Source organism: Microbacterium sp. GQ128 (genome assembly GCF_059758615.1).
Genome location: NZ_JCAXDY010000001.1, coordinates 599,537 through 624,626 on the forward strand (window position 1 = coordinate 599,537; position 25,090 = coordinate 624,626).

Here is a 25,090-nt window from a genome sequence, read left to right on the forward strand (position 1 = left end):
CGGCACGTCCGTCCAGCCTGCACAGAGACCCGCTCGCTAGGATCGTGACTGATGATGCTCCCCTTCACGACAACCACTCCCCCCACCCCCGCTGAGCTTCCCGATTGGGTGACGAAGCTCCTCGCCTGGCTGGGCGCGGCCGGTATGAAGGCACTCACCGTCGCGATCATCATCGCGAGCTGCATCGTGATCGGGCTCATCCTCCGCCTCGTCATCCGACGGGTCGTGCACCGCATCGTCGACAGCGCGAAGAGCAAGGCATCGGTCGACGACACCCAGGCGCTGGAGCGATCCCCCCTCGCTGACATGCGACTGGTGCAGCGCACCAGGACGCTCGGCACCATCCTGCAGAACATCGTCAACGTGATGCTCGTCGTCATCGCGATCGTGCTCATCGTGAACGCTCTCGACCAGAGCCTGCTCGGTTCTTTGACTCTCCTCACCGCCGCGGTCGGCGCCGGTCTCGGTTTCGGCGCCCAGAACATCGTCAAGGACGTGCTCAACGGCATGTTCCTCGTGGCCGAGGACCAGATCGGCATCGGCGACGTCGTCGACCTCGGGCTCGCGAGCGGCGTCGTTGAGTACGTCAGCGTGCGCATCACCCAGGTCCGTGACGTCAACGGCACCCTCTGGTATGTGCGAAACGGCGAGGTCACCCGCATCGGCAACATGTCTCAGGGATGGGCGCGATCGATCATCGACCTCGGGGTCCCGGCCGACTCCGACCTCGAGCAGGTGGAGCACATCATGCTCGAGACCGCACAGGGGTTGGCGAAGGATCCCAAGTGGCGCACGCGCATCATCGAGAAGCCCGAGCTCTGGGGCCTGGAGTCGATCGACGGCGATGCTCTCGTCGTCCGCATCGTGATCAAGGCACGCGCCAATGCGAAGGACGACGTGGCGCAGGAGCTGCGTCGCCGTCTGCGCGCCGCGCTCCTCGAGAAGGAGATCAGCGTGCCGCGCATGGTCGATGTCGTGCCGACGGGGCTCGACGGCGCCCGTCGGGTTCGTGGCGCGAATCCTCCCCGGACGCGACCGAATGCGGTGACCGGCGTGCCGGTGATCCCTGATCGCGGGATCTGGCGGCGCAAGAAGCCGAACGACGACGGGAGTCCCCAGAAGTGACGTTCTACGACGAGATCGGCGGACACGACACGTTCGCGAAGATCGTGTCGGTCTTCTACCGCGAGGTCGCCCTCGATCCCGTGATGAAGCCGATGTACCCCGAAGAGGACCTCGGGCCCGCCGAGGACCGGCTCCGGATGTTCCTCGAGCAGTACTGGGGCGGCCCGACGACGTATGGCGACACCCGCGGGCACCCTCGGCTCCGTATGCGGCACATGCCCTTCCACATCGATGCGGACGCGCGCGATCGTTGGCTTCGTCACATGCGGACCGCCGTGGACGAGGCGAGGTTGTCTCCTCTGCACGAAGCGACGCTCTGGGACTACCTCGAGCGGGCGGCATATGCCATGGTGAACACATTCGAGCCTTCGGGGATCGGTGCCGCTCCCGGCGGTCGCCCCACGCTCGAGACCCGATCACGTCAGGAATCAACGGAGAACTCATGACGACCAAGCCCCTGTCCACGGATGTCCTGGTGATCGGATGGGGGCTGGCAGGGCTGGTGGCCGCTGCCGAGGCTCTCGACGCCGGCCGACGCGTCATCCTGGTCGACCAGGAGCCGCGGACGAACCTCGGCGGTCAGGCCTGGTGGTCGTTCGGCGGGCTCTTCTTCGTGGACTCCCCCGAGCAGCGCCGGCTCGGCATCAAGGACTCCCTCGAGCTCGCGACGCAGGACTGGTTCGGCAACGCCGGTTTCGACCGGCCGGAAGACGAATGGCCGAAGCGCTGGGCCGAGGCCTATCTGCAGTTCGCCGCTGGCGAGAAGCGCTCCTGGCTGCGCGAGCGCGGCGTCGGCTTCTTCCCGGTCGTCGGCTGGGCGGAACGCGGTGGCTACGGCGCCATCGGACCGGGCAACTCGGTCCCGCGATTCCACATCACCTGGGGCACGGGGCCGGGCATCGTCGCTCCCTTCGCCTTCGCCGTCGAGCAGGGCGAGCGGGAAGGACGCCTGACGGTCCTCCCTCGACACCGGGTCTCCGAGCTCGTGGTGACCGATGGCGCGGTCACTGGAGCGCGTGGAAACATCCTCGCCTCGTCGGGCGCGCAGCGTGGTGCCGTGTCCTCGCGCGAGATCGTCGGCGAGTTCGAGATCGAGGCCGGGGCGACCATCGTCTCCTCGGGCGGCATCGGCGGGAACCACAACCTCGTACGTGCAGCGTGGCCGGAACGCCTCGGCACTCCCCCCGAGCACATGCTCACGGGGGTGCCGGCCTATGTCGACGGATCGATGTACAGCGTCAGTGCAGCCGCCGGCGCGCGATTCATCAACGGCGACCGGATGTGGCACTACGTCGAAGGCATCACGAACTGGGATCCGGTCTGGCCGTCTCACGGCATCCGCATCCTCCCCGGGCCGTCGTCGCTCTGGCTGGACGCCACGGGCAAGCGCCTCCCGGTTCCGCTGTTCCCGGGTTTCGACACGTTGGGGACGCTCGCCCACCTCCGGACGACCGGCCACGATCACTCCTGGTTCGTCACCTCGCGGCAGATCGTCGAGAAGGAGTTCGCTCTCTCGGGCAGCGAGCAGAATCCTGACCTCACCGGCAAAGACGTCCAGCTGCTGCTGAAGTCGAGGCTCGCCAAGGGTCCGACCGGACCGGTGCAATCGTTTCTCGATGAGGGCGAGGACTTCATCGTCGAGAACGACCTCGAGTCGCTGCTCGAGCAGATGCAGCGCCACCCCGGGGGCGAGTTCCTCGACATCGAGAACGTCCGCCGCGAGGTGGTCGCCAGGGACCGTGAGATGGACAATGACTTCACGAAGGATGCACAGATCGGCATGCTTCGTTCGATGCGCAGCTATCGGGGTGACAAGCTGATCCGCACGGCAGCGCCGCATCGTCTGCAGGACCCGAGCGCAGGACCACTGGTGGCGGTCAAACTCCACGTCCTCACACGCAAGTCGCTCGGCGGCATCAACACCGACCTCGAGGGCCGCGCCCTCGATGCGACCGGCGATCCGATCCCCGGGCTCTACGCCGCGGGCGAGGCGAGCGGTTTCGGCGGCGGCGGGGTTCACGGCTATCGCGCGCTCGAGGGCACCTTCCTCGGAGGATGCCTGTTCTCCGGCAGAACCGCCGGCCGCGCTGCCGCAGCCGCGGGCTGACGCTCGAGAAGACGAGGTGTCAGCGCGCCGGGAACCGCGCGGCGCCCATGCGGCGGGTTCTCCCCCAGGCTAGAGGGCAGAGCCGGTCGTACGCACGCTCGTCAGTCCCGTGGCCACGGGACCGCGCACCAGCACGTGACCGCGGCGGAACGTCAGACGCGTCCACCTGCCGGATCGCGCAACGCGAACCTGCTCCTCGCCCGAGATGAAGCCCATCGCATCCGCGGCGAACGCCACGCCGCGGGGCAGCCCTCCGAGTTCCTCATCCGGCTCACCCCAGATCGCGGCGCGGAGTGCACGGACCGCTTCCTCACCCGAGCCGGGTCCCGCGCCTCGCGCGACGGCCGAGATACCCCATTGCGCGCGCTGCGCGATCACGGATGCGACCAGCGTCGTCTCGGGCGCCCAGGCGCTCCGAGGCGGCGCGACACCTGCCCATGCCGGGGCGAGCCCTGTTTCGGGGAGAGTCAGGCGGTCGGCCTCGTCCGTCTTCGAAAGCTGATCGACGACGACATCGCATTCGAGTTCGGGGTCGGCATGCACGATGCGCATCGCGAGGATGGTCGGCGTCTGATCGAACAGCGTCTGCGGCGCGAGCACGGCGGTGGTCAGCGCGAGCACGCCGTTCGCCGCCTGTAGTCGCACACCGTCGTCCGTGATCCTGGTCGCTCGACCGACGAAGGTCAGAACGTCCTTCGCGGTCTCGGGGTCGGCGAGGAGGAGGTGATGCGGCACGCGTTCTAAACTACCAACGGTGCGGCATGCGGGGTCGCGGAGAGGAACACATGAGCGCGGAGCAGCACGCCATCCAGACCGTCGAGCGACTTCTCGAGGTCCTCGATCTCGACGCGGCTCAGGCCCGCACGACGGAGGACATCTTCACCGGCTCGTCGCACCCGATGCCGAGTGGCCGCATCTACGGCGGCCAGGTGCTCGCCCAGGCTCTGCTCGCGGCAGAGCGGACGCTCCCGGAGGACCGCGCGGTGCACTCGATGCACGGGTACTTCCTGCGCCCAGGAGACGCGAGCCAGGGAATCACGATCGCCGTCGATCGGATCCACGACGGCCGATCATTCTCGACGCGGCGGACACAGGCCTACCAGAACGGTGTGCCGATCTTCTCGATGATCGCCTCGTTCCAGGATGCCGATCCCGGCGTGGAGCATGCACAGCCGATGCCGGCGGGAATTCCCGATCCGGACGACCTCACCCCGGATGAGGAGCGTGTGCACGGCCTGCCAGAAGGCACGACGCGGATGCTCAGCGAACGGGCTGCCGATGTGCGACACGTCGACTCTCCGATGTATCTGCCCAGCGACGATGCGCACGTACCGCGCCAGGCTGTGTGGATGCGACTGCGTGCGCCGCTCCCCGACGACCAGCGCCTGCACAGGGCGGCTCTCGCCTACCTGAGCGACATGACTATTCAGGAGTCGATCCTCCGGGCGCACGGCGTCTACTGGGCGCTCCCCGGCTTGAAGGTCGCGAGCCTCGACCATGCGATGTGGTGGCATCGACCCGCGCGCGTGGACGAATGGCTGCTCTACGTCCAGGAGTCGCCGAATGCGCGCGGAGGTCGAGGCCTTGCCACCGGGCGCATTTACACGCGCGACGGCGCGCTGGTCGCGAGTGTCGCCCAGGAGATCATGATCCGCGTCCCCGAAGAGGCGCGCTAGGGACGGACGCTCATCGCGTCGTCGGCTGTAGACGCCAGATCAGCGGTGGCTGTACTCGATCGAGTCACCCACGTACGGCTCCCACGCATCGCGCATCTCCTGCGTGAGCCGGGTGGGACGCCCGGTCTGAGCATCGACCAACACGATGATCGCGGTGGACCGAGCGTAGATCTGTCGCGGTTCGGCAGCCGGATCGTTGTGCACCTCGTAGCAGACTTCGACGCTCGAGCCGCCGAGCTTGCCGAACCACATCTGCACCTCGAGAGGACGTCGCTGATAGGGCACGGGTGCGAGGTACTCGATCTCCTGGCGCGCGATGAGGGTCAGGATGCCCTCGTCGATACCGGAGTCGAGCACCGCCGTCGACGGCGCCTCCTCGCCGGGGCCGGCACGCCAGAAGGCTCTGACTCGAGCCTCCTCGAGCAGTTTCAGCATCGACGTGTTGTTGACGTGATTGAACGCATCCAGGTCACCCCAGCGGAGGTGGATCGGGATGTGCAGACGCGGCCCCGGCGAAGCGGACATCGCGGCCTCAGTCGCGCGTCAGCTTGCGGTGCGTCGAGCGGTGCGGCTTCGCGGCATCCGGTCCGAGGCGCTCGATCTTGTTCTCCTCGTACGCCTCGAAGTTGCCCTCGAACCAGTACCACTGGCCGGGATTCTCGTCGGTGCCCTCGTATGCGAGGATGTGCGTCGCGATGCGGTCGAGGAACCACCGGTCGTGGGTGATGACCACGGCGCAACCGGGGAACTCGAGCAGAGCGTTCTCGAGCGAGCTCAGGGTCTCGACGTCGAGGTCGTTGGTCGGCTCGTCGAGGAGCAGCAGGTTGCCACCCTCCTTGAGCGTCAGCGCGAGGTTGAGACGGTTGCGCTCACCACCGGAGAGCACACCGGCCTTCTTCTGCTGGTCCGGGCCCTTGAAACCGAACTTCGACACGTAAGCGCGGGACGGGATCTCGGTCTTGCCGACGGTGATGTAGTCCAGGCCGTCGGACACGACCTCCCACAGGGTCTTGTTCGGATCGATGTTGGAACGCGACTGGTCGACGTAACTGATCTTGACGGTCTCACCGATCTTCAGATCGCCGCCGTCGAGCGGCTCCAGACCCACGATCGTCTTGAAGAGCGTGGTCTTACCCACACCGTTGGGACCGATCACGCCGACGATGCCGTTCGGCGGCAGGCTGAAGCTGAGGTTATCGATCAGCACACGTCCGTCGAAGCCCTTCTGCAGCTTCTTGGCATCGATGACGATGCCTCCCAGGCGCGGACCCGCGGGGATCTGGATCTCATCGAAGTCCAGCTTCCTGGTCCGCTCCGCCTCCGAAGCCATCTCCTCGTAGCGGGCGAGACGCGCCTTCGACTTGGTCTGGCGGCCCTTCGCGCTGGAACGGACCCACTCCAGCTCCTCCTTGAGGCGCTTGGCCAGCTTCGCGTCCTTCTTGCCCTGGACCTCGAGGCGTTCGCCCTTCTTCTCCAGGTAAGTCGAGTAGTTGCCCTCGTAGCCGATGAGACGGCCTCGGTCGACCTCGGCGATCCACTCGGCGACGTGGTCGAGGAAGTACCGGTCGTGGGTGATAGCGATCACGGCACCCTTGTACGCCTGCAGGTGCTGCTCGAGCCAGAGCACGCTCTCGGCGTCGAGGTGGTTGGTGGGCTCGTCGAGGAGCAGGAGGTCGGGCTTCTGCAGAAGCAGCTTCGCGAGCGCGACACGACGCTTCTCACCACCGGAGAGCGGGGCGATCGCGGCGTCGGCCGGAGGTGTGCGCAGCGCGTCCATGGCCTGATCGAGCTGCGAGTCGAGGTCCCAGCCGTCGGCGGCATCGATCTCCTCCTGCAGCGTGCCCATCTCGGCGAGCAGGGCGTCGAAGTCGGCGTCCGGCTCGGCCATCAGCAGCGAGATCTCGTTGAAACGGTCGACCTTCGGCTTGATCGCGATGCCGTCCTGGATGTTCTCGATCACCGTCTTGGACTCGTCGAGCTCCGGCTCCTGCATCAGGATGCCGACCGTGTAGCCCGGTGAGAGCTTCGCCTCGCCGTTCGACGGAGTGTCGAGACCGGCCATGATCTTGAGGATCGTCGACTTTCCGGCGCCGTTCGGACCGACCATGCCGATCTTCGCGCCGGGGAGGAACGCCATGGTGACGTCGTCGAGGATGAGCTTCTCGCCCACTGCCTTACGCGCACGCACCATCGAGTAGATGTACTCAGCCATACCGTTTAAACACCTTTGCTGATCAGAATCGAACCTGCCGTCGCACTGCTGAAGCGGTGCGGAAATCTACCTAAGACTACCTCCGGGTCGGCGGTCAGACGATTCCCCGGCGCCTGGACTGATCTCCGCCGTCTGCCGGGCTCCATGCGCGTCCGAGGTCATCGACGAGTTCGGTCGCGAACCCGCGGATCTTCCGCACACCTCGGATGACGGACTCGACCTCCTCTGGCACATCCTCCGGTCGTGCGCACTCCGTAGAGAACGCGCCCTCGGGCGCATCGATGACAGCAACCCAGCGCCGTGCCTCAACCGGAAACACCTCAACGCGCAACAGCATGTGCTCACCAGTCGATCGGACGTGTGGTGCCGACCAGGCAGCGCCCCTCGGCGAGTTGCGGCATCACGACCGTGACGACACGTCCGGTGGACGGGCCCACTTGACCGACGAGGCACTCGTTGTCGCCCCATCGCACGGAGAACTGCAGGCTCTCAGCCGGGTTGCCCACCGTCGACTGGTCTTGTGTCACCTGCATGGCTTTCCGATCGAATCCCGCTGTGACCAGAGCGTCGATGTACGCACGCCCGGCCCCGCGCTGATCAGTTGCCCAGACGCGCTCCGCGACCGCGGTGAAGACCGGGAGGTTCTCCTCCGCAGTGCCGTCGGGCACGAGCGTCGGTTCCGCAGGAGTCGTCGTCTCGGGCGTCGGCGACGCAACAGCCGTGGGAGAGGCAGAGGGGGCGGGAGTCGGCGCGCAGGCGGAGAGCACCAGGAGCGCGGCGATCGAAGCCGCGAGGGCACCGGCCGCGCGCGGCGACGAGAAGACCGAACGACGAAGCACATGCCGAGTCTACGTCGCCGCGCAATCGGTCCCTGCGCGCCGCCGGCGCCCCGCACACCCTGATCGGGCGCGGAGCCGGACCACCGTCAGGACATGGCACCCGCGGCCGGGCCCGGTGCGGCCCATGACAGGTCCAGCGGCTCAGAATCCTGCATCGCCTGCTCCGACCCGGGATCGTCATCCACCTCTTCCTCCGGGCTGTTCCCCTCGGCAGTCGACGTCGCATCGAGGCCCGCCGCAGCCGGACGTGACTGCGGTCGATAAGCCGTCGTGCCCCACCGAAGGTCGTGTCCGATGGCATCCGCGTCGATGTCGACGCTCGTGCCGTGCTTGCCGTTGCTCTCCCAGTTGCGGATCTTCAGCCGGCCGGTGACGATCACGCTGTCGCCGGTTCGCAACGATGCCTTCGCGTTCTCGCCGAGGCTTCGGAACGCGGCCACCGAGAACCAGTTGGTCCCGGCATCCGTCCACTCCTGCGTGGCGGCGTCGAAACGGCGATGGGTGCTCGCGAGACGGAAGTTCGTGACCGGCACTCCTCCCCCGGTCTGACCCTGGGTCGGATCCGTGGCGACTCTTCCCACGATGGTGACCATGTCGATCATGTGCTGTCCTTTCGTCGACCGGAGCGGTACTCGTCCGGATCGCTCCAGCCTGTCTCTCGCCGCACCCGGCCACCCACAGGAAAACCACGAAACGTGGACAGCCCTCGTTATCGCCGTCCTGTGCAGAAAGGGCAGATCACAGCGCGTGTCGCGACGGCCACTCGAATGTCGGTGGTCGGTCATAGCTTCGAATCATGAAAGGAGTTCCGATGTCCGAAAGCTTGACCACCTCTCTCCCCGACGTCCCGTACGCGACGCCTCGGCTCTCTTCTCCCCGCGAGCACCTGGTCCGCGCAGCCGATCACCTCTGGCGGGTGCAGGATCGGCGGGAGCATGTCCTGGGCCACCTGCGCGTCGTCGCCGATCCGCTCGGGCTCCGCTATCGCGCCGAGCGTCTGCACCTCGCCACCGGTGTCTTCCGCGTCGTCGGCGAGTTCTGGCGCGTGGACGACGCGGTCGCTGCCCTTCGCTACTCCTGAGTTGGGCGCACTTCGCCCCGCCGACGGGGTGACTCAGGAGCGACGTACTCGCGTCCCGTCCGACGCAGATCCGGTAAGGGTGCCCCCGGCAGGATTCGAACCTGCGACCAAGAGATTAGAAGGCTCCTGCTCTATCCCCTGAGCTACGGAGGCGCACTCTTCTAGAGTATCGCGGACCCGACGATGCTCGCGGAACGGCGTCACGGCGGACGATGTCCGACCCGTCGATAGGATGGCGGCATGGTATCTGCGTCCGAGAACGATCGTCTCGTATGGATCGACTGCGAGATGACGGGACTCGATCTCTCGGTCGATGAGCTCGTGGAGATTGCTGTCGTCATCACCGATTTCGAGCTCAATCCCATCGACCCGGGTTTCCAGGTGGTGATCCGTCCCGGCACCGCGGCACTCGAGCACATGAACGACTTCGTGACGAAGATGCACGAGACCTCCGGCCTGATCCAGGAGATACCGCACGGTGTCTCCCTCGAAGAGGCAGAGGCGCAGACTCTGGCATATATCAAGCGGTTCGTACCGCTCGAACGCAAGTCTCCCCTCGCGGGCAACACGATCGGCACCGACCGGATGTTCCTTGCGAAGTACATGCCTCAGGTCGACCAGTGGCTGCATTACAGGAACGTCGACGTCTCCAGCATCAAGGAGCTCTCGCGCCGCTGGTACCCGCGCGTCTTCTTCCAGGCACCTCTCAAAGACGGCGGACACCGAGCGCTCGCCGACATCCTGGAGTCGATCCGCGAACTCCGTTACTACCGCGAAGCCGTCTTCGTCGACGAGCCCGGGCCGTCGAGCGACGACGCTCGCGAGATCGCCACCCGCACGGTGTCCGAGTTCACTCCGAACATGTAATAGACTCGTATGGTTGCCTGCTCCGGCGGGCACATGGTGGGTATAGCTCAGCTGGTAGAGCGCTGGCTTGTGGTGCCGGATGTCGCGGGTTCGAGTCCCGTTACTCACCCTCTGGAAGAAGGCCCGAACCGTATGGTTCGGGCCTTCTTCGCGTCCCACGGCGGACGGCCCATTCACGACGACGCCGTAGACTTGCGTGGTGTCGCTCGCGGTCTGGTTCTCCCTCCTCACCGCGTCGGTGGTCATCAGCTTCACCCCAGGAGCCGGCGCCATCAACACGATGTCGAATGCGCTGAACCAGGGCTGGAAGCGCTCGATCTGGGGAATCATCGGGCAGCAGATCGCTTTGGTCGTGCATGTGGCGATCGTCGCCGCGGGGGTCGGTCTTCTCGTCTCGCGCTCGGAGTTCCTATTCAACGCCATCCGATACGCCGGGGCGGCCTATCTCGTGTTTCTCGGCATCCGCCTGATCCTCGCGAAACCCGCAGCCGCCCTCGATGATGCGCCGGTGCCGATCGACGACCGAGAGAGTCACTGGTCGATGATCCGCCGAGGATTCTGGGTCAACCTCTTGAACCCGAAGGCGATCGTGTTCTTCCTGGCATTCATCCCTCAGTTCATCCGTCTCGACGAGCCTCCGGTCCCGCAGTACCTGACCCTGATCGCCACGGTGATCGTGGTCGACGTGATCGTGATGTGGGGGTTCTTCGCAGCGGCGGCCCGCCCGTTCCGGCGGTTCACGCGGTCCCTGCGCGGCCAACGCATCCTCAACCTGGTGTTCGGCGTGCTGTTCATCGCCGTGGCCGGCGTGCTCGTCCTGCTGCACTGATCCGACGCGAGAGCCCGCGCGCCTCTAGGCTGGACAGGATGGACATGGATGCCGCGGCCTTCGAAGAACTGGTGATCGACGAGCTCGACCTCCTGCCCGATGACATGGTCGAGGGACTGGAGAACGTCGTGTTCGTCGTCGAAGACCGGCCCGAGGACGGAAGCCTGGACCTGCTGGGCCTCTACGACGGTCTGGCGCTCACCGAACGCACGCAATACGGGATGGGTGAGCTTCCCGACCGGATCGTGCTCTATCGCGAGCCGCATCTCGCCCAATGCGAGACCGAGCACGAGCTTCGAGACGAGATTCACACCACCCTGGTCCACGAGATCGCTCACTTCTACGGCATCGACGATGAGCAGCTGCACGAGATGGGCTGGGCATGATGCCATCTGCGGCACATCCCGAGCTCGATGAGATCGCCGACCTCAGCGCTGCACCGCTCGAACCGTGGCAGGTCGTGGTGTGGAACGACCCTGTCAACCTCATGAGCTATGTGGTCCGCGTGTTCCGGACGTACTTCGGGTACTCGCTCGACCACGCCACCGCCCTGATGCTCGCCGTGCACAACGAAGGGCACGCGATCGTCTCCACAGGACCGCGCGAGACGATGGAGGTGCATGCGCAGGCCATGCATGACTTCGGACTCTGGGCCACCGTCAGGAAGGCCCCGCTGTGAGCGCCGACATCATCGTCGTGCCCATCACCGTGATCGAGGAGTTCCACCTCGCCCGGCTCGTCGAGGACTTCATCGAACTCGTCGGCGAATCACGAGGCACCGACGACCCGGCCATCGCCCGACTGACCCCGAATCCCTACCCCGAAGACTCCGACGCCGCCGCCGAGTTCACCGATGCCACGCGAGACGACCTCCTCGATCGTCGTCTCGCCGACGCGCGCATCGTCCGCGCTGCACTGGCCGAGTATTCGACCGACGTCGACTCCCTCTCCCAAGAAGAGGCGCTCGACGGGCGAGAGATCCTCATCTCGATGGAGAGCCTCGACGCCTGGCTCCGAACCCTCACGGCGATCCGGCTCGTCATCGCCAGCAGACTCGGAATCACCTCTGACGACCAGAGCAGCGAAGACGGCCGTCACGACGTCTACGAGTGGGTCGGCTATCGACTCGAGCTGATCATCCAGGCCGCCGACGAGGCCGAGTCCGCCTCCAACGCCTGACCTACGGAATTTCGACGATCCGAGTGGCCAGTGCGCGAGGGTCGTCCCGATCGATGTGACGGCGTTCCTGAGCTGCCCAACGATCCCAATGCGGGCGGTAGGTGTCGCCGTCCCGGTTCAGCGCCCGAGCCTTGCGCGATTCCTCTGCAGACTCGACCCAGACCCGGACGTCGGCGAGAGCGGCTGTCGACGGCCGCAGGATTCCGCTGCCCTCGATGATGACACCGAGTGCCGGATCGACCGCGTGGCTCTCCGCCTCGGTCTCCGCCTCCCAATCCCAACGCCGCCAGGTGCCCAGGTAGCCGCGACCGTGCGGCCGCAGGATCCACTCGAGCGCACGTGCGGCCCCGTCGTCGAGCCCGTCCCACCCGGGGTAGATCGAGTCGAGGCCGATGAGCTGCACGTGACCGAGCACAGGCCAGTGCCGGACGAGTCGTGCGGCGAGGGAGGACTTCCCTGCGCCGCTGCCTCCGTCGATCAGCACGACAGGGTTTGCTGCCGCAACCGCACGAACGTCGTGTTCGATCAGGGACGCGGCGCGCTCCAGAGCCGTCGCGACGGGATCGTCACTTCTTGAGGGCACGGATGATACGTACGAGGGCCCGCCCGGTCACCCAGACGAACGGCACCGCCACGAGGAGCAGTGTGACGATGTTGGGCTCGAACCGGAGACCCTCTTCTCGCCGGACGTAGACCCCGACCGGAACGGAGACGCCACCACCGCCGCCACCCTCGGCGCCGTCTCCGCTGCCCCCGCCGAATCCGGAGTAGGTGAAGGCGACGGGAGTGATGCTGACTCCGTCGACGTCCTGCGGCTCTCCGTACGCGCTCTTCACGCCGAAGGACGCTGCTTGCTTTCCGAGTTCCAGTGCGATGTTCGGCATACCTCCACGGTAGCCGAGGAACGCGGCCCGCGTGAGATCAATCCAGACCGTGCGCCTTCGGATGCTGCGCGGCACCTCGGCTGCCTGCGCGACCGATGTGTCGTGCACGGCTGATCGTCGCCGTGCCGAAGCGCGCGACGGCCTCGTCGACGGCACCTTCGACCTTGCGCCAATCCTCGTCGTCGTCCCAGAGTCCCAAACCACCGCCACCGGCCGGGCGCAGGTTCTCGGCACGGACGCCGACGAGTCGCACCGGATCCCGGCGATCGATCTGCTCGAACAGCGTCTGGGCGGCCTCGCCGATCCGCTGGCCGACGGCCGTGGGCTCGCTCAGTGTCTGGGATCGGCTCAGCGTTCGGAAGTCGTCGAACCGGATCTTGATGGCTACAGTCGACGTCTCCCACTGTGCGCGACGCAGCCGGGCCGCCACCCGGTCTGCGAGGCGGAGCAGCTCGGCACGGAGGAACGCGCGGTCGAGGATGTCCGTCTCGAACGTCTCCTCGTGACCGATGCTCTTCTCCACGCGCTCGGTGTCGACGGCTCGGGCATCCTGCCCCATCGCGAGCTGCGCGAGTCGGTCACTCAGGGCTGGACCCACAGCGCGTTCGATCATCTCGCGTGGAGCATCACGGACATCCTGTACCGTCCGAATGCCTCGCGCCTCCAGCGCCTCTGCGGCCTTCGGGCCGACGCCCCACATCGCACGGACCGGTCGCGGCGCGAGGAAGTCGAGCGTGTCGTGCGCCGCGACGACGAGCATGCCGTCGGGCTTGGAGATCGTCGAGGCCATCTTGGCGACGTGCTTGGTGGCAGCGACACCCACGCTGCAGGTGATTCCGACCTCGTCGAGGACCCGTTCCCGGATGAGTTCAGCGATTCGAGCGGGACTCCCCCAGAGTCGGCGCACGCCCTGCACGTCGAGGAAGGCCTCGTCGACCGACAGCGGCTCCACGAGCGGTGTGAACGACTCGAAGATCGCCATCACCTGCCTCGAGACCTCCTGATACCGGTGGAAATGAGGGGGCACGATACGAGCCGAAGGACACAGTCGGAGTGCCTGCGACACGGGCATCGCCGCGCGGACGCCGTAACGGCGGGCCTCGTACGAGGCGCTCGAGACGACCGAGCGGCCGTCCGGTGCACCGATGATCAGAGGAAGCCCACGCAGGCCGGGGTCGTCGAGAACCGCGACGGCCGCGTAGAACGCGTCCATGTCGACATGGAGAATACGCGTTCCGGTGTCGTCAGCGTCGGAGGCGGAGACGATCCGCCCCCTGCCGTCACCGTGTCCCATACGACCATTCTCCCCCGGGCCTCCGACAGAAGGCCCGGGGGGCACGCGCTACTGGGCAGCGCGCTCGAGGATGAGTTCGCGGACGCGGGCGGCGTCCGCCTGACCCCTCATCGCCTTCATGACGGCTCCGATCACGGCGCCGGCAGCTTGTACCTTGCCGTCCTTGATCTTCGCCATCACGTCGGGCTGTGCGGCCAGTGCCTCGTCGATCGCCGCGATCAATGCGCCATCGTCCGACACCACGGCGAGCCCGCGAGCGTCGACGACCTCCTGCGGCGTGCCCTCGCCGGCGATGACACCCTCGAGAACCTGACGCGCAAGCTTGTCGGTGAGCGTCCCCGCGTCGACGAGCTGCTGCAGAGCGGCGACGTTCTCCGGGCTGATCAGCTCGGTGGCGTCCTTCTCCTGCGCGTTCGCGAGCCGAGAGATCTCCCCCGTCCACCACTTGCGTGCGGTGGCCGGCGTCGCGCCGGCCACGATCGTCGCCTCGACGACCTCGAGCAGTCCGCCGTTGCGGACGTCCTGAAACTCCAGGTCGGTGAAGCCCCACTCGGTCATCAGACGGCGACGACGGGCGACCGGCTGCTCGGGGAGAGCCGCGCGCAGTTCCTCGATCAGCTCGGCGGCCGGCTCGACGGGCAGCAGGTCCGGCTCGGGGAAGTACCGGTAGTCGTCCGCATCCGACTTCGGACGACCCGGCGAGGTGGTGCCGGTGTCCTCGTGCCAGTGCCGCGTCTCCTGCGTGATCGTTCCACCGTCGGCGAGGATCTGCGCCTGCCGCTGGATCTCGTACTTCACGGCCCGCTCGACGGAGCGCATCGAGTTGACGTTCTTCGTCTCGGTGCGGGTGCCGAGCTTGTCCGTACCCCGCGGACGCAGCGAGACGTTCGCGTCGCAGCGCAGGTTGCCGCGCTCGAGCCGAGCCTCGGAGATGCCCAGTCCGCGGACGATGTCGCGGATCGCCTGCACGTACGCCTTGGCGACCTCGGGTGCGCGGTGCTCGGTGCCGTAGATGATGTTCGTCACGATCTCGACGAGCGGCACTCCCGCGCGGTTGTAGTCGACCAGCGAGTACTCGGCGCCCTGGATGCGTCCGGTCGCTCCACCCATGTGGGTGAGCTTGCCGGCGTCCTCCTCCATGTGCGCGCGTTCGATCGGGATGGTGATGAGCGTCCCGTCCTCGAGCTCGACCTCGACCGACCCGTCGTACGCGATCGGCTCGTCGTACTGCGAGATCTGGTAGTTCTTGCCCAGGTCGGGGTAGAAGTAGTTCTTCCGGGCGAACCGGCTCGACTCCGCGATCGAGCAACCGAGAGCGAGGCCCAGGCTGATCGACGAGCGGATCGCGGTCTCGTTGACGACCGGCAGCGATCCGGGCAGGCCGAGGTCGACCGGCGCGATCAGCGTGTTCGGCTCGGCGGCGTGATAGGCCTCGTTGGCCGGGTTCGGCGCGTCGGAGAACATCTTCGTGTTCGTGTTGAGCTCGACGTGCACCTCGAATCCGAGGACCGGCTCGAACAGCTCGAGTGCCTTGTCGAAGTCCATGAGCTTGGCGGCGGCCATCAGCGGTTCCCTCCTGCGAGCTGCGGTGCGCGGGTGAGCAGCGGCGCACCCCACGAGTCGACGAGCAGCGTCTCGAGCGCGGCACCGACCTTGTAGAGACGGGCGTCCTCGCGTGCCGGAGCGATGAACTGGATGCCGACGGGCAGGCCGTCGTCGTCCGCCAGACCGCTCGGGATGGAGATACCCGGGACGCCGGCGAGGTTCACCGGGATCGTGGTGATGTCGTTGAGGTACATCTGCAGCGGGTCGTCGATCTTCTCACCGAGCTTGAACGCCGTGGTCGGGGCCGAGGGCGTCGCGATGACGTCGACCTCGGCGAACGCGTTCGCGAAGTCCTGCTGGATGAGCGTGCGGACCTTCTGCGCGCTGCCGTAGTACGCGTCGTAATACCCGGCCGACAGCGCGTAGGTGCCGAGGATGATGCGGCGCTTGACCTCGTCGCCGAAGCCGGCGTCGCGGGTCGCGGACATGACGTCCTCGACCGTGGGGTTGCCGTCGGGCGTCACCCGCAGACCGAACCGCACCGAGTCGAACTTCGCCAGGTTGCTCGATGCCTCGGCGGGAAGGATCAGGTAGTAGGCGGCAACTCCGTACTCGAAGTGCGGAGCACCGATCTCGACGATCTCGGCCCCCTGAGCCTCCATGAGAGCGAGAGCGCTGCGGAACGACGCCGCGACGCCGGGCTGGAAGCCACTGTCCGGCAGCTCACGGATCACGCCGACCTTGAGGCCCTTGAGCACGTCGCCCCGTGCGCCCTCACGGGCGGCTTCGGCGAACGACGGCCAGGCATCACGCAAGGACGTGGAGTCCTTCGGGTCGTGCCCGCCGATGGCGTCGTGCAACAGACCGGAGTCGAGGACCGTCCGGGAGACGGGACCGACCTGGTCGAGGCTGGAGGCGAGAGCGATCGCGCCGTAGCGGCTCACGCCGCCGTAGGTCGGCTTCACACCCACCGTGCCGGTGACGTGGGCGGGCTGACGGATCGAGCCGCCGGTGTCGGAGCCGAGCGCGAGGGGCGCTTCGAAGGCCGCGACGGCCGCAGCCGAACCGCCGCCGGAGCCGCCGGGGATCCGGTCGAGGTCCCAGGGGTTGCGCGTGGGGCCGTACGCCGAGTGCTCGGTCGACGAACCCATGGCGAACTCGTCCATGTTGGTCTTGCCGAGCGGGATGAGTCCCGCGGCACGCGAACGCGCGACGACCGTGGCGTCGTACGGAGAACGGTAGCCCTCCAGGATGCGCGAGCCGCTGGTGGTCGGCTGGTCCGTCGTGACGAGCACGTCCTTGATCGCGAGCGGAACGCCGGCGAGCGGGCCGAGGTCCTCCCCTGCGGCGCGTCGGGCATCGATCGCGGCAGCAGCCTGGAGGGCCCCCTCGTTGACGTGCAGGAAGGCGTGCACGTCAACATCGACGGCGGCGATGCGATCGAGGTGAGCCTGCGTCGCCTCAACGCTCGACACCTCGCGGGAAGCGAGCTTGGCGGCGAGATCCGCCGCGTTCAGCCGGATGATGTCGCTCACTGCTCTTCTCCCAGGATCGCGGTGACGCGGAAGCGGCCGTCGGCGGCATCCGGGGCGTTCTGGAGCACCTGCTCGTGCGTGAGCGTCTGCCCGACCACGTCGGGCCGGAAGACATTGCTCAGCGGGATCGGGTGGCTCGTCGCGACGACATCGTCGGTCGCGACCTCCGAGACCTTCGCGATGTTGTCGACGATCGCGTCGAGCTGGCCCGTGAGCCGCGACACCTCGTCGTCGTTCAGCTGGATGCGTGCGAGCACACCGAGATGGCGCACGAGTTCAGGGGTGATTTCAGACACTCCCCCAGTCTAGTTGGCGCGCTCCGAACTCCTCCGCCCCGCGAGCCGCGCGACATATGCTGGGCGGGTGAGCACGTTCCTGCCCCCTCGCCCGTGGACCGCCAGCTATGCCGCAGGTGTCCCGGAAGACTTGTCTCCCGTCGACGGATCGCTCGTCGACATCGTCGCCGCTTCCGCGCGCGACTATCCGGAGGCACCCGCCCTCCAGTTCTTCGGCCGCGAGACGACCTATGCCGAGCTCCAGGCGGCGATCGACCGCGCCGCAGCAGGCCTTCGCGACCTCGGGGTCCGCGCCGGCGACCCGGTCGCCATCGTGCTGCCGAACTGCCCTCAGCACATCGTCGCGTTCTACGCCGTGCTCCGTCTCGGTGCCGTCGTCGTCGAGCACAATCCGCTCTACACGCCGCGCGAGCTGCGGAAGCAGTTCGAGGACCACGGCGCGAAGCACGCGATCGTGTGGAACAAGGTCGTCTCGACGGTGCAGGAGTTCCCGGCGGATCTGGCCGTCACCAACCTCGTCTCCGTCGACGTGACGCGTGCCATGCCGTTCCTCACCCGGTTCGCCCTCCGGCTCCCCGTCGCCAAGGCCCGCGAATCGCGTGCGGCGCTCACCGAGAAGGTGCGCGGCACCGTCGCGTGGGATTCCCTCCTGACCTCGGAGCCGATTCCCGCCTCGCATCCAGCGCCGCGCACCGACGATCTCGCGATCATCCAGTACACATCCGGCACCACGGGAACGCCGAAGGGTGCCGCGCTCACGCACCGCAACCTGCTGGCCAACGCCGCACAGGCGCAGGCCTGGGTGCCCTCGATCCGACGCGGCAACGGATGCGTCGTCTATGCGGTCCTGCCCATGTTCCACGCGTACGGGCTCACGCTGTGCTTGACCTTCGCGATGTCGATGGGCGCCAGACTCGTGCTGTTCCCCAAGTTCGACCCGGACCTGGTGCTCGACGTCGTCAAGAAGCACCCCGCGACGTTCCTGCCGCTCGTGCCGCCCATCGCGGACCGCCTCCTCGCCGCGGCGAAGGACAAGGGTGTGTCCCTCGACGGCATCGAGGTCGCGATCTCCGGAGCCATGGCACTGCCGCACGAGCTGGTCGTGCCGTTCGAGAAAGCCACCCACGGCTACCTCGTCGAGGGCTACGGGCTCAGCGAGTGCTCGCCGGTGCTGATGGCGAATCCGGTCGCGGACAACCGCGTACCCGGGACCGTCGGGCTCCCCCTGCCCGGGACCGAATGCCGCGTGGTGGATCCGGAGAACCCGAGCGAAGACGTGCCGGCGGGCTCAGCCGGAGAGCTCGTCGTTCGGGGGCCGCAGGTGTTCTCGGGGTACTACGGCAAGCCCGAGGAGACCGAAGCCGCCTTCGTCGACGGGTGGTACCGCACGGGCGACATCGTCACGATCGACGACGCCGGTTTCGTGCGCATCGTCGATCGCATCAAGGAGCTCATCATCACCGGCGGCTTCAACGTGGCCCCCACCGAGGTCGAGAACGCGCTGCGTCAGCACCCGCAGGTCGCCGACGCCGCTGTGGTCGGCCTGCCGAGCGAGCACTCCGGCGAAGAGGTCGTCGCGGCCATCGTGGTCGATGCCGACACCGATGTCGACGTGGAGGCGATCCGTGACTTCGCCCGCAGCATCCTCACTCCGTACAAGGTCCCGCGACGCGTGTTCGTGGTCGACGAGCTTCCGAAATCGCTGATCGGCAAGGTGCTCCGACGCCAGGTGAAGGAGAAGCTGGTCGCGCTGAACACCGGCGCCTGAGGCCGCCTTCACAGGCACCGGGGGCTGCGGCGCGCTACCCTTGGGAAGTGACCCCTGAAGATGCAGTGCTGACCGACGCCCCCGAGGACTCCCCCGCGACCCCCGGATTCGAGGAGCTCGGCATCACCGGGCCCGTCCTCAAAGCCATCAAAGACCTCGGCTACGAGACCCCATCGCCCATCCAGGCGGCGACCATCCCCACGCTCCTCGCCGGCCGTGACGTCGTCGGCATGGCGCAGACCGGTACCGGCAAGACCGCGGCGTTCGCACTCCCCGTGCTCGAGCGCCTCGACGTCTCGCAGAAGACCCCGCAGGCTCTCGTGCTCGCTCCCACCCGTGAGCTCGCGCTCCAGGTGTGCGAGGCATTCGAGTCGTACGCCTCCAAGATGAAGGGCGTCCACGTCCTCCCCGTCTACGGCGGACAGGGCTACGGCGTGCAGCTGTCGGCTCTGCGCCGCGGCGTCCACGTCATCGTCGGCACTCCCGGCCGCATCATGGACCACCTCGCCAAGGGCACGCTCGACCTGTCGCAGCTGCAGTACCTCGTGCTCGACGAAGCCGACGAGATGCTGAAGATGGGCTTCGCGGAGGACGTGGAGCAGATCCTCGCGCAGACCCCCGAGGAGAAGCAGGTCGCGCTGTTCTCGGCGACCATGCCGCCGCAGATCCGCCGCCTCGCGCAGAAGTATCTGCGCGACCCGGAAGAGATCAGCATCAAGTCCAAGACCGCGACCGGCACGAACATCACGCAGCGTTACCTCGTGGTGTCGTATGCGCAGAAGGTCGACGCCCTCACCCGCATCCTCGAAGTCGAGAACTTCGACGGGATGATCGTGTTCGTCCGCACCAAGAACGAGACCGAGACGCTGGCCGAGAAGCTGCGCGCCCGCGGATACTCCGCAGCTGCCATCAACGGCGACGTGCCCCAGGTGCAGCGTGAGCGCAGTGTCAACCAGCTCAAGGACGGCAAGCTGGACATCCTCGTCGCGACCGATGTGGCCGCCCGCGGTCTGGACGTCGAGCGCATCAGCCACGTCGTCAACTTCGACATCCCCACCGACACCGAGTCGTACGTGCACCGCATCGGACGCACCGGACGCGCCGGACGTTCCGGCGACGCGATCAGCTTCATCACCCCGCGCGAGCGCTACCTGCTGAAGCACATCGAGAAGGCCACACGTCAGCAGCCCGCTCAGATGCAGCTGCCCAGCACCGAAGACGTGAACACCACGCGTCTGAACCGCTTCGACGACGCGATCACCACCGCGCTGTCCGAGACCGGCCGCATCGATGCCTTCCGCGACATCGTCGCCCACTACGTCCGTCACCACGACGTTCCCGAGGCCGACGTGGCAGCAGCTCTCGCCGTGGTGGCTCAGGGCGACAAGCCTCTGCTCCTCGATCCGGCCAACGACCCACTGACGAAGGCCGTCGAAGCAGACAATCGTCCCCCGCGCGAGCGCACGGGACGGGACACGCGTGAGTCCCGCGAGCCCCGCGAGCGTCGGGGTCGTGGCGACTACACGGCCTACCGCATCGAGGTGGGTCGCCGGCACCGCGTCGAGCCCCGCCAGATCGTCGGTGCCCTCGCGAACGAAGGCGGCCTCGGCCGTGACGACTTCGGTGCGATCAACATCCGTCCCGATTTCTCCGTCGTCGAGCTTCCGGCGAACATGAGCCCGGCCGTCCTGGAGAAGCTCCGCGACACTCGGATCTCGGGCCGACTGATCGAGATCAAGCCCGACCGCGGCCCCGCCGGTGCCCGCCGCAACGGCGCTCGCGAGGGTGGCCGCGATGCGGGAGACCGGTTCGAGCGTCGCGACCGCGACGACCGTCCGGCACGCGACAGCCGCGACGAGAAGCCGTTCCGCAAGCCCCGCCACAAGAGCTGACACCGCATCGCGCGCGGTTCGGACTATTCCGTTCCGCGCGCGAGTTGCGCCGCGACGTCTATCAGGGGCTCGGGGTGAGCCAACAACGCTCGTTGTTCCGGGTTCGCGATGAGGTGAGCGATCAGTCGATGCGCCCCCGCCACCGTCGGCTGCCAGTATCCGCCGACATGATGGCGGCTCAGCGGGAGCGTGGTGGCCTCCCCATCCACCGTGAGTGTCACCGCCCCATCGTCGGGATCGATGCCGGGGTCGCTGAGCATCGACGCCGTCAGCGCACCGAGCAGCAGAGTGCTCACCAGACCGGGCAACCGGAACCGTGTCGTCGGCACGTCGAGAGCGATCTCCTCCAGCCCATCCCACGGCACGATGCCACGGTTCTCGATGCCCTCACGGATGATGACGGCGTCGGGTGTGAGTCGAAGGTGGTGCCGCCCGGGGTCGCCGACAGCCAGAGCATCCGGGACGACGATCAGTGGTCCGTAGCGCTTCACGAACCGTCGCTCACGGGCGGGAGCCCCGCCGGCCCCTCCGTCACGAGGATGTGGAACTGAGCCGCGTCGAGGATCCGGATGCCGAGCTCCTCGGCCTTCGCGAGCTTCGACCCCGCTCCCGGCCCGGCGGCGACGAAGTCGGTCTTCTTCGACACACTGGACGCAGCCTTGCCGCCCGCGTTGATGATCGCCTCCTGCGCACCGTCGCGGGTGTAGCCATCGAGCGATCCGGTGGCGACCACCGTGAGTCCTTCGAGCACGCCCCCCGCCGCGACTGCCGCACCCGGTCCGGGGTGGCCCGGAGTCGACCACTGCACCCCTGCGTCGGCCCACTGCCGCACGATCTCCTGGTGCCAGTCGACCTCGAACCAGGCGAGCAGCGAGTCGGCGATGATGCCGCCCACGCCCTCGACGGCGGCGAGCTCGTCGCGCGATGCCGCACGGATCGCGTCGAGGGAGCCGAACCACTGCGCGAGCGCCCGGGCGGCGACGGGGCCGACGTGGCGGATGTTGAGCGACACCAGCAGCCGCCACAGGTCTTTGGTCTTCGCCTTCTCGAGCTCGGCGAGCAGCGTGAGCGCCTGAGAGGACGGCTGGGGACCGTCGAGTCCTGACTTCTTCTCGGCAGCGGTGGGGTTGCGTCGGAAGGGTGCGCGCGTCTTGACGATCCCGTCCTCATCCTCCTTCGGGAGCCCGGTCTCGGAATCTCGCACGAAGAGCTCGATGGGTACGAGCTCTTCGAGCGTCAGCGCGAACAGCCCTGCCTCGGTCTCGAGCGGGGGAACGGCAGGTGAGGTCGGCTGCGTGAGCGCGGCAGCCGTCACCTCGCCCAGCGCTTCCACGTCGAGGGCACCGCGGGAGCCGATGTGCTCGACGCGGCCGCGGACCTGAGCAGGGCACGAACGCGCGTTCGGGCACCGGAGGTCGATGTCGCCCTCTTTCATCGCGCGCAGCGGGGTGCCGCACTCCGGGCATTCCACGGGCATCACGAACTCCCGCTCGCTGCCGTCGCGCTTCTCGACGACAGGGCCGAGAACCTCGGGAATCACGTCGCCGGCCTTGCGCAGTACGACGGTGTCGCCGATCAGAACGCCCTTGGCCTTGACGACGTCCTTGTTGTGCAAGGTCGCCTGTCGGACCACGGAACCGGCGACGTGCGCGGGCGCCATGACGGCGAACGGCGTGGCGCGTCCGGTGCGTCCGACCGACACGACGATGTCGAGGAGCTTGGTCTGGACCTCTTCCGGCGGGTACTTGTAGGCGATGGCCCAGCGCGGGGCTCGGCTCGTCGCGCCGAGCTCGTCGTGCAGCTCGAGCTCGTCGACCTTGACCACGATGCCGTCGAGCTCATGCTCGATGTCGTGACGGTGCTCACCGAAGTACTCGACGAACGCGACGACCTCGTCGACGGTGTGGCAGACCTTCGTGTGCGGGCTCGTGGGCAGGCCCCACTCGGAGAGCAGGTCGTACACCTCGCTCTGCGCGGCGACGGGAGGGTTCGTCCACGCGCCGATGCCGTGCACGTAGAGCGCGAGCGACTCGATGCGCAGGAGCCCGGCCTCGAGTTCGAGACCGTTCTTCTTGTCGATCTGCTGGCGGAGCCCCCCGCTGGCGGCATTGCGCGGATTCGCGAACGACGGGAAGCGCCTGGCGGCCGCCGTCTGCGCCTTCTCCTCATCGAACGCCTTCTTGGCCCCGCCTCGGGCCTCCCAGCGCGCGAGAGCATCGGCGTATGCGCGGTCGCGGAAGGCGGCCTGCGCGGCGTTGAGGCGCTCGAAGGCCGCGACGGGGATGAACACCTCGCCGCGCACCTCGACGATCGACGGATGGCCCTCGCCGCTCAGACGCTGCGGGATCTCGGGCAGCCGGAGCGCGTTCTCCGTCACGATCTCGCCGACACGACCGTCGCCGCGAGTCGCCGCAGAGGTGAGGACGCCGTTCTCATAGCGGAGGTTTATCGCGAGCCCGTCGATCTTCAGCTCGGTGAGCCACGCGACCTCGCGCCCGGCGGCGGCCCTGGTCTTCGCGGCCCACTCCCGCAGCTCGTCGACGGAGAAGACGTTGTCGAGGCTGAGCATGCGCTCGGCGTGCTCGATCGTCGCGAGACCGGTCGCCTCGGCGGCTCCGACCATCTGCGTGGGCGAGTCCTGCCCCTGCAACTCGGGGTGCAGCCGCTCCAGTTCCTCGAGCCGATGCATCCATCCGTCGTAGGTGAAGTCGTCGACGACCGAGGTGTCGCGACCGTAGTAGGCCTCCTTGGCCTCGAGGATGCGAGCCGTCAGCTCGTCGGCTTCGGTTCGGGCGTCTTCCAGCGAGATGTTCTCCGGCACCCCGCCAGTCTACGAGCGGGCACCGACACCGGAAGCGCCTACGCGCCGACGGGAACCGCCGAGACCGTGGTGTCGATGGTGAACTGCCCGAGTACCCGTGTGCCGACGTAGAGCACGGCGGTCTGTCCCGGCGCGACGCCGTCGATCGGCGTCTCCGGCGTCACCCGCACCCCGTCGTCCGAGACCACGGCACGCGCGGCGACCGGCTCGGAGTGCGCACGGATCTGCACGTGACAATCGAACGAGGACTCCGTCGGTGCGGCACCGGCCCAGCTGAACCGCTCCCCCGCGATCTCCGCGATCGCCAGGGCTTCCTTGGGTCCGACCACGACGGTGTTCGACACCGGTCGGACCTCGAGCACGAAGCGAGGCTTGCCGTCCGCCGCGGGGACACCCAGCTTGAGGCCGCGTCTCTGACCCACCGTGAACGCATGCGCCCCCTCGTGCGATCCGACGACCTCTCCACTGCGATCGACGATCTCGCCCGTGGCAGTGCCGACCTTCTCGGCAAGCCATCCGCGGGTGTCGCCGTCGGGGATGAAGCAGATGTCGTGGCTGTCCGGCTTCTGGGCGACGGTCAGGCCGCGTGCTGCCGCCTCGGCGCGCACGATCGCCTTCGAGGGGGTGGACCCGAGCGGGAAGTAGGTGTGCGCGAGCTGCTCCGCGGTCAGCACGCCCAGGACGTAGGACTGATCCTTGGCATTGTCGGAGGCACGATGCAGCTCCAGTCCGTCGGCACCGTCCACGAGCGTGGCGTAGTGCCCGGTGCACACGGCGTCGAAGCCGAGCTCGATCGCGCGTTCCAGGAGGGCCGCGAACTTGATCTTCTCGTTGCACCGCATGCAGGGGTTGGGGGTGCGCCCCGCCTGATACTCGGCGATGAAGTCGTCGATCACGTCATCGCGGAATCGCTCCGAGAAGTCCCACACATAGAACGGGATGCCGAGCAGATCGGCAGCTCGCCGCGCGTCGAGGGCATCTTCGATGGTGCAGCATCCGCGACTGCCCGTGCGGAGCGTTCCGCCGGCTCTGGAGAGTGCCAGGTGCACACCGACGACGTCGTGCCCCGCCTCCACGGCTCTGGCTGCCGCGACGGCGGAGTCGACGCCGCCACTCATCGCCGCAAGAATCCGCATGGGA

General features: G+C 67.5%; 26 protein-coding genes and 2 tRNA genes. 13 read left to right on the top strand and 15 right to left on the bottom strand.

The window, feature by feature from the left end:
• Nucleotides 1-51 precede the first annotated feature (51 nt).
• Genes AC6CHX_RS02920 through AC6CHX_RS02930 form a run of 3 tightly spaced genes read left to right on the top strand, consistent with a single transcriptional unit; the run spans nucleotide 52 to nucleotide 3,232 of the window.
• Nucleotides 52-1,125 carry a mechanosensitive ion channel family protein gene (locus AC6CHX_RS02920; RefSeq protein ID WP_498271573.1) on the top strand — a complete coding sequence of 358 codons (1,074 nt, stop codon included), beginning with the start codon at nucleotides 52-54 and terminating at the stop codon, nucleotides 1,123-1,125.
• Entirely contained in the window at nucleotides 1,122-1,571 is a 450-nt protein-coding gene (locus AC6CHX_RS02925) for a globin (RefSeq protein ID WP_376105737.1), read from the top strand. Before AC6CHX_RS02920 ends, AC6CHX_RS02925 begins: the two co-directional genes overlap by 4 nt.
• A complete protein-coding gene (locus AC6CHX_RS02930) occupies nucleotides 1,568-3,232 on the top strand; it encodes an FAD-binding dehydrogenase (RefSeq protein ID WP_498271574.1) in 1,665 nt (554 codons plus the stop codon). The genes AC6CHX_RS02925 and AC6CHX_RS02930 overlap by 4 nt, the downstream gene beginning before the upstream one ends.
• 69 nt (nucleotides 3,233-3,301) lie before the next feature.
• Here AC6CHX_RS02930 and AC6CHX_RS02935 read toward each other — a convergent pair whose 3' ends face one another.
• Nucleotides 3,302-3,967 (bottom strand): DUF8185 domain-containing protein, encoded by a 666-nt coding sequence (locus AC6CHX_RS02935; RefSeq protein ID WP_498271575.1) that lies wholly within the window; start codon nucleotides 3,965-3,967, stop codon nucleotides 3,302-3,304.
• A 50-nt stretch (nucleotides 3,968-4,017) separates the two neighbouring features.
• On the opposite strand from AC6CHX_RS02935, the gene AC6CHX_RS02940 reads away from it, so the two are divergent.
• On the top strand, nucleotides 4,018-4,908 hold the full coding sequence (locus AC6CHX_RS02940) for an acyl-CoA thioesterase (RefSeq protein ID WP_452325632.1): 891 nt from the start codon (nucleotides 4,018-4,020) through the stop codon (nucleotides 4,906-4,908).
• 39 nt (nucleotides 4,909-4,947) lie between these two features.
• Here AC6CHX_RS02940 and AC6CHX_RS02945 read toward each other — a convergent pair whose 3' ends face one another.
• The 4 genes from AC6CHX_RS02945 to AC6CHX_RS02960 all read right to left on the bottom strand — a co-directional run bounded on the left by AC6CHX_RS02945 (nucleotide 4,948) and on the right by AC6CHX_RS02960 (nucleotide 8,561).
• Nucleotides 4,948-5,433: an acyl-CoA thioesterase gene (locus AC6CHX_RS02945; protein ID WP_136043862.1), complete on the bottom strand. Its 486-nt coding sequence runs from the start codon at nucleotides 5,431-5,433 to the stop codon at nucleotides 4,948-4,950.
• A gap of 7 nt (nucleotides 5,434-5,440) precedes the next feature.
• Entirely contained in the window at nucleotides 5,441-7,120 is a 1,680-nt protein-coding gene (ettA, locus tag AC6CHX_RS02950) for an energy-dependent translational throttle protein EttA (protein ID WP_136043861.1), read from the bottom strand.
• 341 nt (nucleotides 7,121-7,461) lie between these two features.
• A complete protein-coding gene (locus tag AC6CHX_RS02955) occupies nucleotides 7,462-7,959 on the bottom strand; it encodes a DUF6993 domain-containing protein (RefSeq protein ID WP_498271576.1) in 498 nt (165 codons plus the stop codon).
• Between the two features lie 86 nt (nucleotides 7,960-8,045).
• Nucleotides 8,046-8,561 carry a single-stranded DNA-binding protein gene (locus AC6CHX_RS02960; RefSeq protein WP_498271577.1) on the bottom strand — a complete coding sequence of 172 codons (516 nt, stop codon included), beginning with the start codon at nucleotides 8,559-8,561 and terminating at the stop codon, nucleotides 8,046-8,048.
• A gap of 209 nt (nucleotides 8,562-8,770) precedes the next feature.
• On the opposite strand from AC6CHX_RS02960, the gene AC6CHX_RS02965 reads away from it, so the two are divergent.
• Nucleotides 8,771-9,040 (top strand): hypothetical protein, encoded by a 270-nt coding sequence (locus tag AC6CHX_RS02965; RefSeq protein ID WP_136043860.1) that lies wholly within the window; start codon nucleotides 8,771-8,773, stop codon nucleotides 9,038-9,040.
• A gap of 80 nt (nucleotides 9,041-9,120) precedes the next feature.
• On the opposite strand, the gene AC6CHX_RS02970 is transcribed toward AC6CHX_RS02965, so the two are convergent.
• A tRNA-Arg gene (locus AC6CHX_RS02970) sits at nucleotides 9,121-9,193 on the bottom strand.
• A gap of 87 nt (nucleotides 9,194-9,280) precedes the next feature.
• Here AC6CHX_RS02970 and orn point away from each other — a divergent pair.
• From orn to AC6CHX_RS03000, 6 genes are all read left to right on the top strand, one after another.
• On the top strand, nucleotides 9,281-9,907 hold the full coding sequence (orn, locus tag AC6CHX_RS02975; RefSeq protein WP_498271578.1) for an oligoribonuclease: 627 nt from the start codon (nucleotides 9,281-9,283) through the stop codon (nucleotides 9,905-9,907).
• Between the two features lie 36 nt (nucleotides 9,908-9,943).
• Nucleotides 9,944-10,016, top strand: a tRNA-His gene (locus tag AC6CHX_RS02980).
• 90 nt (nucleotides 10,017-10,106) lie between these two features.
• On the top strand, nucleotides 10,107-10,736 hold the full coding sequence (locus AC6CHX_RS02985; RefSeq protein WP_498271579.1) for a LysE family transporter: 630 nt from the start codon (nucleotides 10,107-10,109) through the stop codon (nucleotides 10,734-10,736).
• A 38-nt stretch (nucleotides 10,737-10,774) separates the two neighbouring features.
• The gene (locus tag AC6CHX_RS02990; protein WP_091036179.1) at nucleotides 10,775-11,122 is read left to right on the top strand and encodes a metallopeptidase family protein; all 348 of its coding nucleotides are present in this window, start codon (nucleotides 10,775-10,777) and stop codon (nucleotides 11,120-11,122) included.
• Entirely contained in the window at nucleotides 11,119-11,415 is a 297-nt protein-coding gene (clpS, locus tag AC6CHX_RS02995) for an ATP-dependent Clp protease adapter ClpS (protein ID WP_498271580.1), read from the top strand. Before AC6CHX_RS02990 ends, clpS begins: the two co-directional genes overlap by 4 nt.
• The gene (locus AC6CHX_RS03000) at nucleotides 11,412-11,915 is read left to right on the top strand and encodes a DUF2017 family protein (RefSeq protein WP_498271581.1); all 504 of its coding nucleotides are present in this window, start codon (nucleotides 11,412-11,414) and stop codon (nucleotides 11,913-11,915) included. The genes clpS and AC6CHX_RS03000 overlap by 4 nt, the downstream gene beginning before the upstream one ends.
• 1 nt (nucleotide 11,916) lies before the next feature.
• Here the strand turns inward: AC6CHX_RS03000 and AC6CHX_RS03005 are convergent, their stop codons facing one another.
• The 6 genes from AC6CHX_RS03005 to gatC are packed head-to-tail and all read right to left on the bottom strand — an operon-like array spanning nucleotide 11,917 to nucleotide 17,469.
• Nucleotides 11,917-12,498: a nucleoside/nucleotide kinase family protein gene (locus AC6CHX_RS03005; RefSeq protein WP_452325636.1), complete on the bottom strand. Its 582-nt coding sequence runs from the start codon at nucleotides 12,496-12,498 to the stop codon at nucleotides 11,917-11,919.
• Nucleotides 12,482-12,799 (bottom strand): hypothetical protein, encoded by a 318-nt coding sequence (locus tag AC6CHX_RS03010; RefSeq protein WP_029263459.1) that lies wholly within the window; start codon nucleotides 12,797-12,799, stop codon nucleotides 12,482-12,484. Before AC6CHX_RS03010 ends, AC6CHX_RS03005 begins: the two co-directional genes overlap by 17 nt.
• 37 nt (nucleotides 12,800-12,836) lie before the next feature.
• On the bottom strand, nucleotides 12,837-14,093 hold the full coding sequence (gene dinB, locus AC6CHX_RS03015) for a DNA polymerase IV (RefSeq protein WP_498271582.1): 1,257 nt from the start codon (nucleotides 14,091-14,093) through the stop codon (nucleotides 12,837-12,839).
• A gap of 48 nt (nucleotides 14,094-14,141) precedes the next feature.
• Complete coding sequence (gatB, locus tag AC6CHX_RS03020) at nucleotides 14,142-15,656, bottom strand: Asp-tRNA(Asn)/Glu-tRNA(Gln) amidotransferase subunit GatB (protein ID WP_498271583.1); 1,515 nt, start codon at nucleotides 15,654-15,656, stop codon at nucleotides 14,142-14,144.
• Nucleotides 15,656-17,173: an Asp-tRNA(Asn)/Glu-tRNA(Gln) amidotransferase subunit GatA gene (gene gatA / locus AC6CHX_RS03025; protein ID WP_498271584.1), complete on the bottom strand. Its 1,518-nt coding sequence runs from the start codon at nucleotides 17,171-17,173 to the stop codon at nucleotides 15,656-15,658. Before gatA ends, gatB begins: the two co-directional genes overlap by 1 nt.
• Nucleotides 17,170-17,469 carry an Asp-tRNA(Asn)/Glu-tRNA(Gln) amidotransferase subunit GatC gene (gene gatC / locus AC6CHX_RS03030; protein ID WP_029263463.1) on the bottom strand — a complete coding sequence of 100 codons (300 nt, stop codon included), beginning with the start codon at nucleotides 17,467-17,469 and terminating at the stop codon, nucleotides 17,170-17,172. Before gatC ends, gatA begins: the two co-directional genes overlap by 4 nt.
• Nucleotides 17,470-17,536: 67 nt before the next feature.
• Between gatC and AC6CHX_RS03035 the strand changes: the two genes are divergently transcribed.
• Both AC6CHX_RS03035 and AC6CHX_RS03040 read left to right on the top strand, forming a co-directional pair.
• Complete coding sequence (locus AC6CHX_RS03035; RefSeq protein ID WP_498271585.1) at nucleotides 17,537-19,237, top strand: long-chain-fatty-acid--CoA ligase; 1,701 nt, start codon at nucleotides 17,537-17,539, stop codon at nucleotides 19,235-19,237.
• Nucleotides 19,238-19,302: 65 nt separating this feature from the next.
• The gene (locus AC6CHX_RS03040) at nucleotides 19,303-21,129 is read left to right on the top strand and encodes a DEAD/DEAH box helicase (protein WP_498272023.1); all 1,827 of its coding nucleotides are present in this window, start codon (nucleotides 19,303-19,305) and stop codon (nucleotides 21,127-21,129) included.
• A 23-nt stretch (nucleotides 21,130-21,152) separates the two neighbouring features.
• On the opposite strand, the gene AC6CHX_RS03045 is transcribed toward AC6CHX_RS03040, so the two are convergent.
• Genes AC6CHX_RS03045 through mnmA form a run of 3 tightly spaced genes read right to left on the bottom strand, consistent with a single transcriptional unit; the run spans nucleotide 21,153 to nucleotide 25,086 of the window.
• Nucleotides 21,153-21,620, bottom strand: a complete 468-nt coding sequence (locus AC6CHX_RS03045; protein WP_136043850.1) for a hypothetical protein — start codon at nucleotides 21,618-21,620, stop codon at nucleotides 21,153-21,155.
• Nucleotides 21,617-23,950: an NAD-dependent DNA ligase LigA gene (gene ligA, locus AC6CHX_RS03050; protein ID WP_498271586.1), complete on the bottom strand. Its 2,334-nt coding sequence runs from the start codon at nucleotides 23,948-23,950 to the stop codon at nucleotides 21,617-21,619. Before ligA ends, AC6CHX_RS03045 begins: the two co-directional genes overlap by 4 nt.
• A 38-nt stretch (nucleotides 23,951-23,988) precedes the next feature.
• The gene (gene mnmA / locus AC6CHX_RS03055; RefSeq protein ID WP_498271587.1) at nucleotides 23,989-25,086 is read right to left on the bottom strand and encodes a tRNA 2-thiouridine(34) synthase MnmA; all 1,098 of its coding nucleotides are present in this window, start codon (nucleotides 25,084-25,086) and stop codon (nucleotides 23,989-23,991) included.
• Nucleotides 25,087-25,090 lie beyond the last annotated feature (4 nt).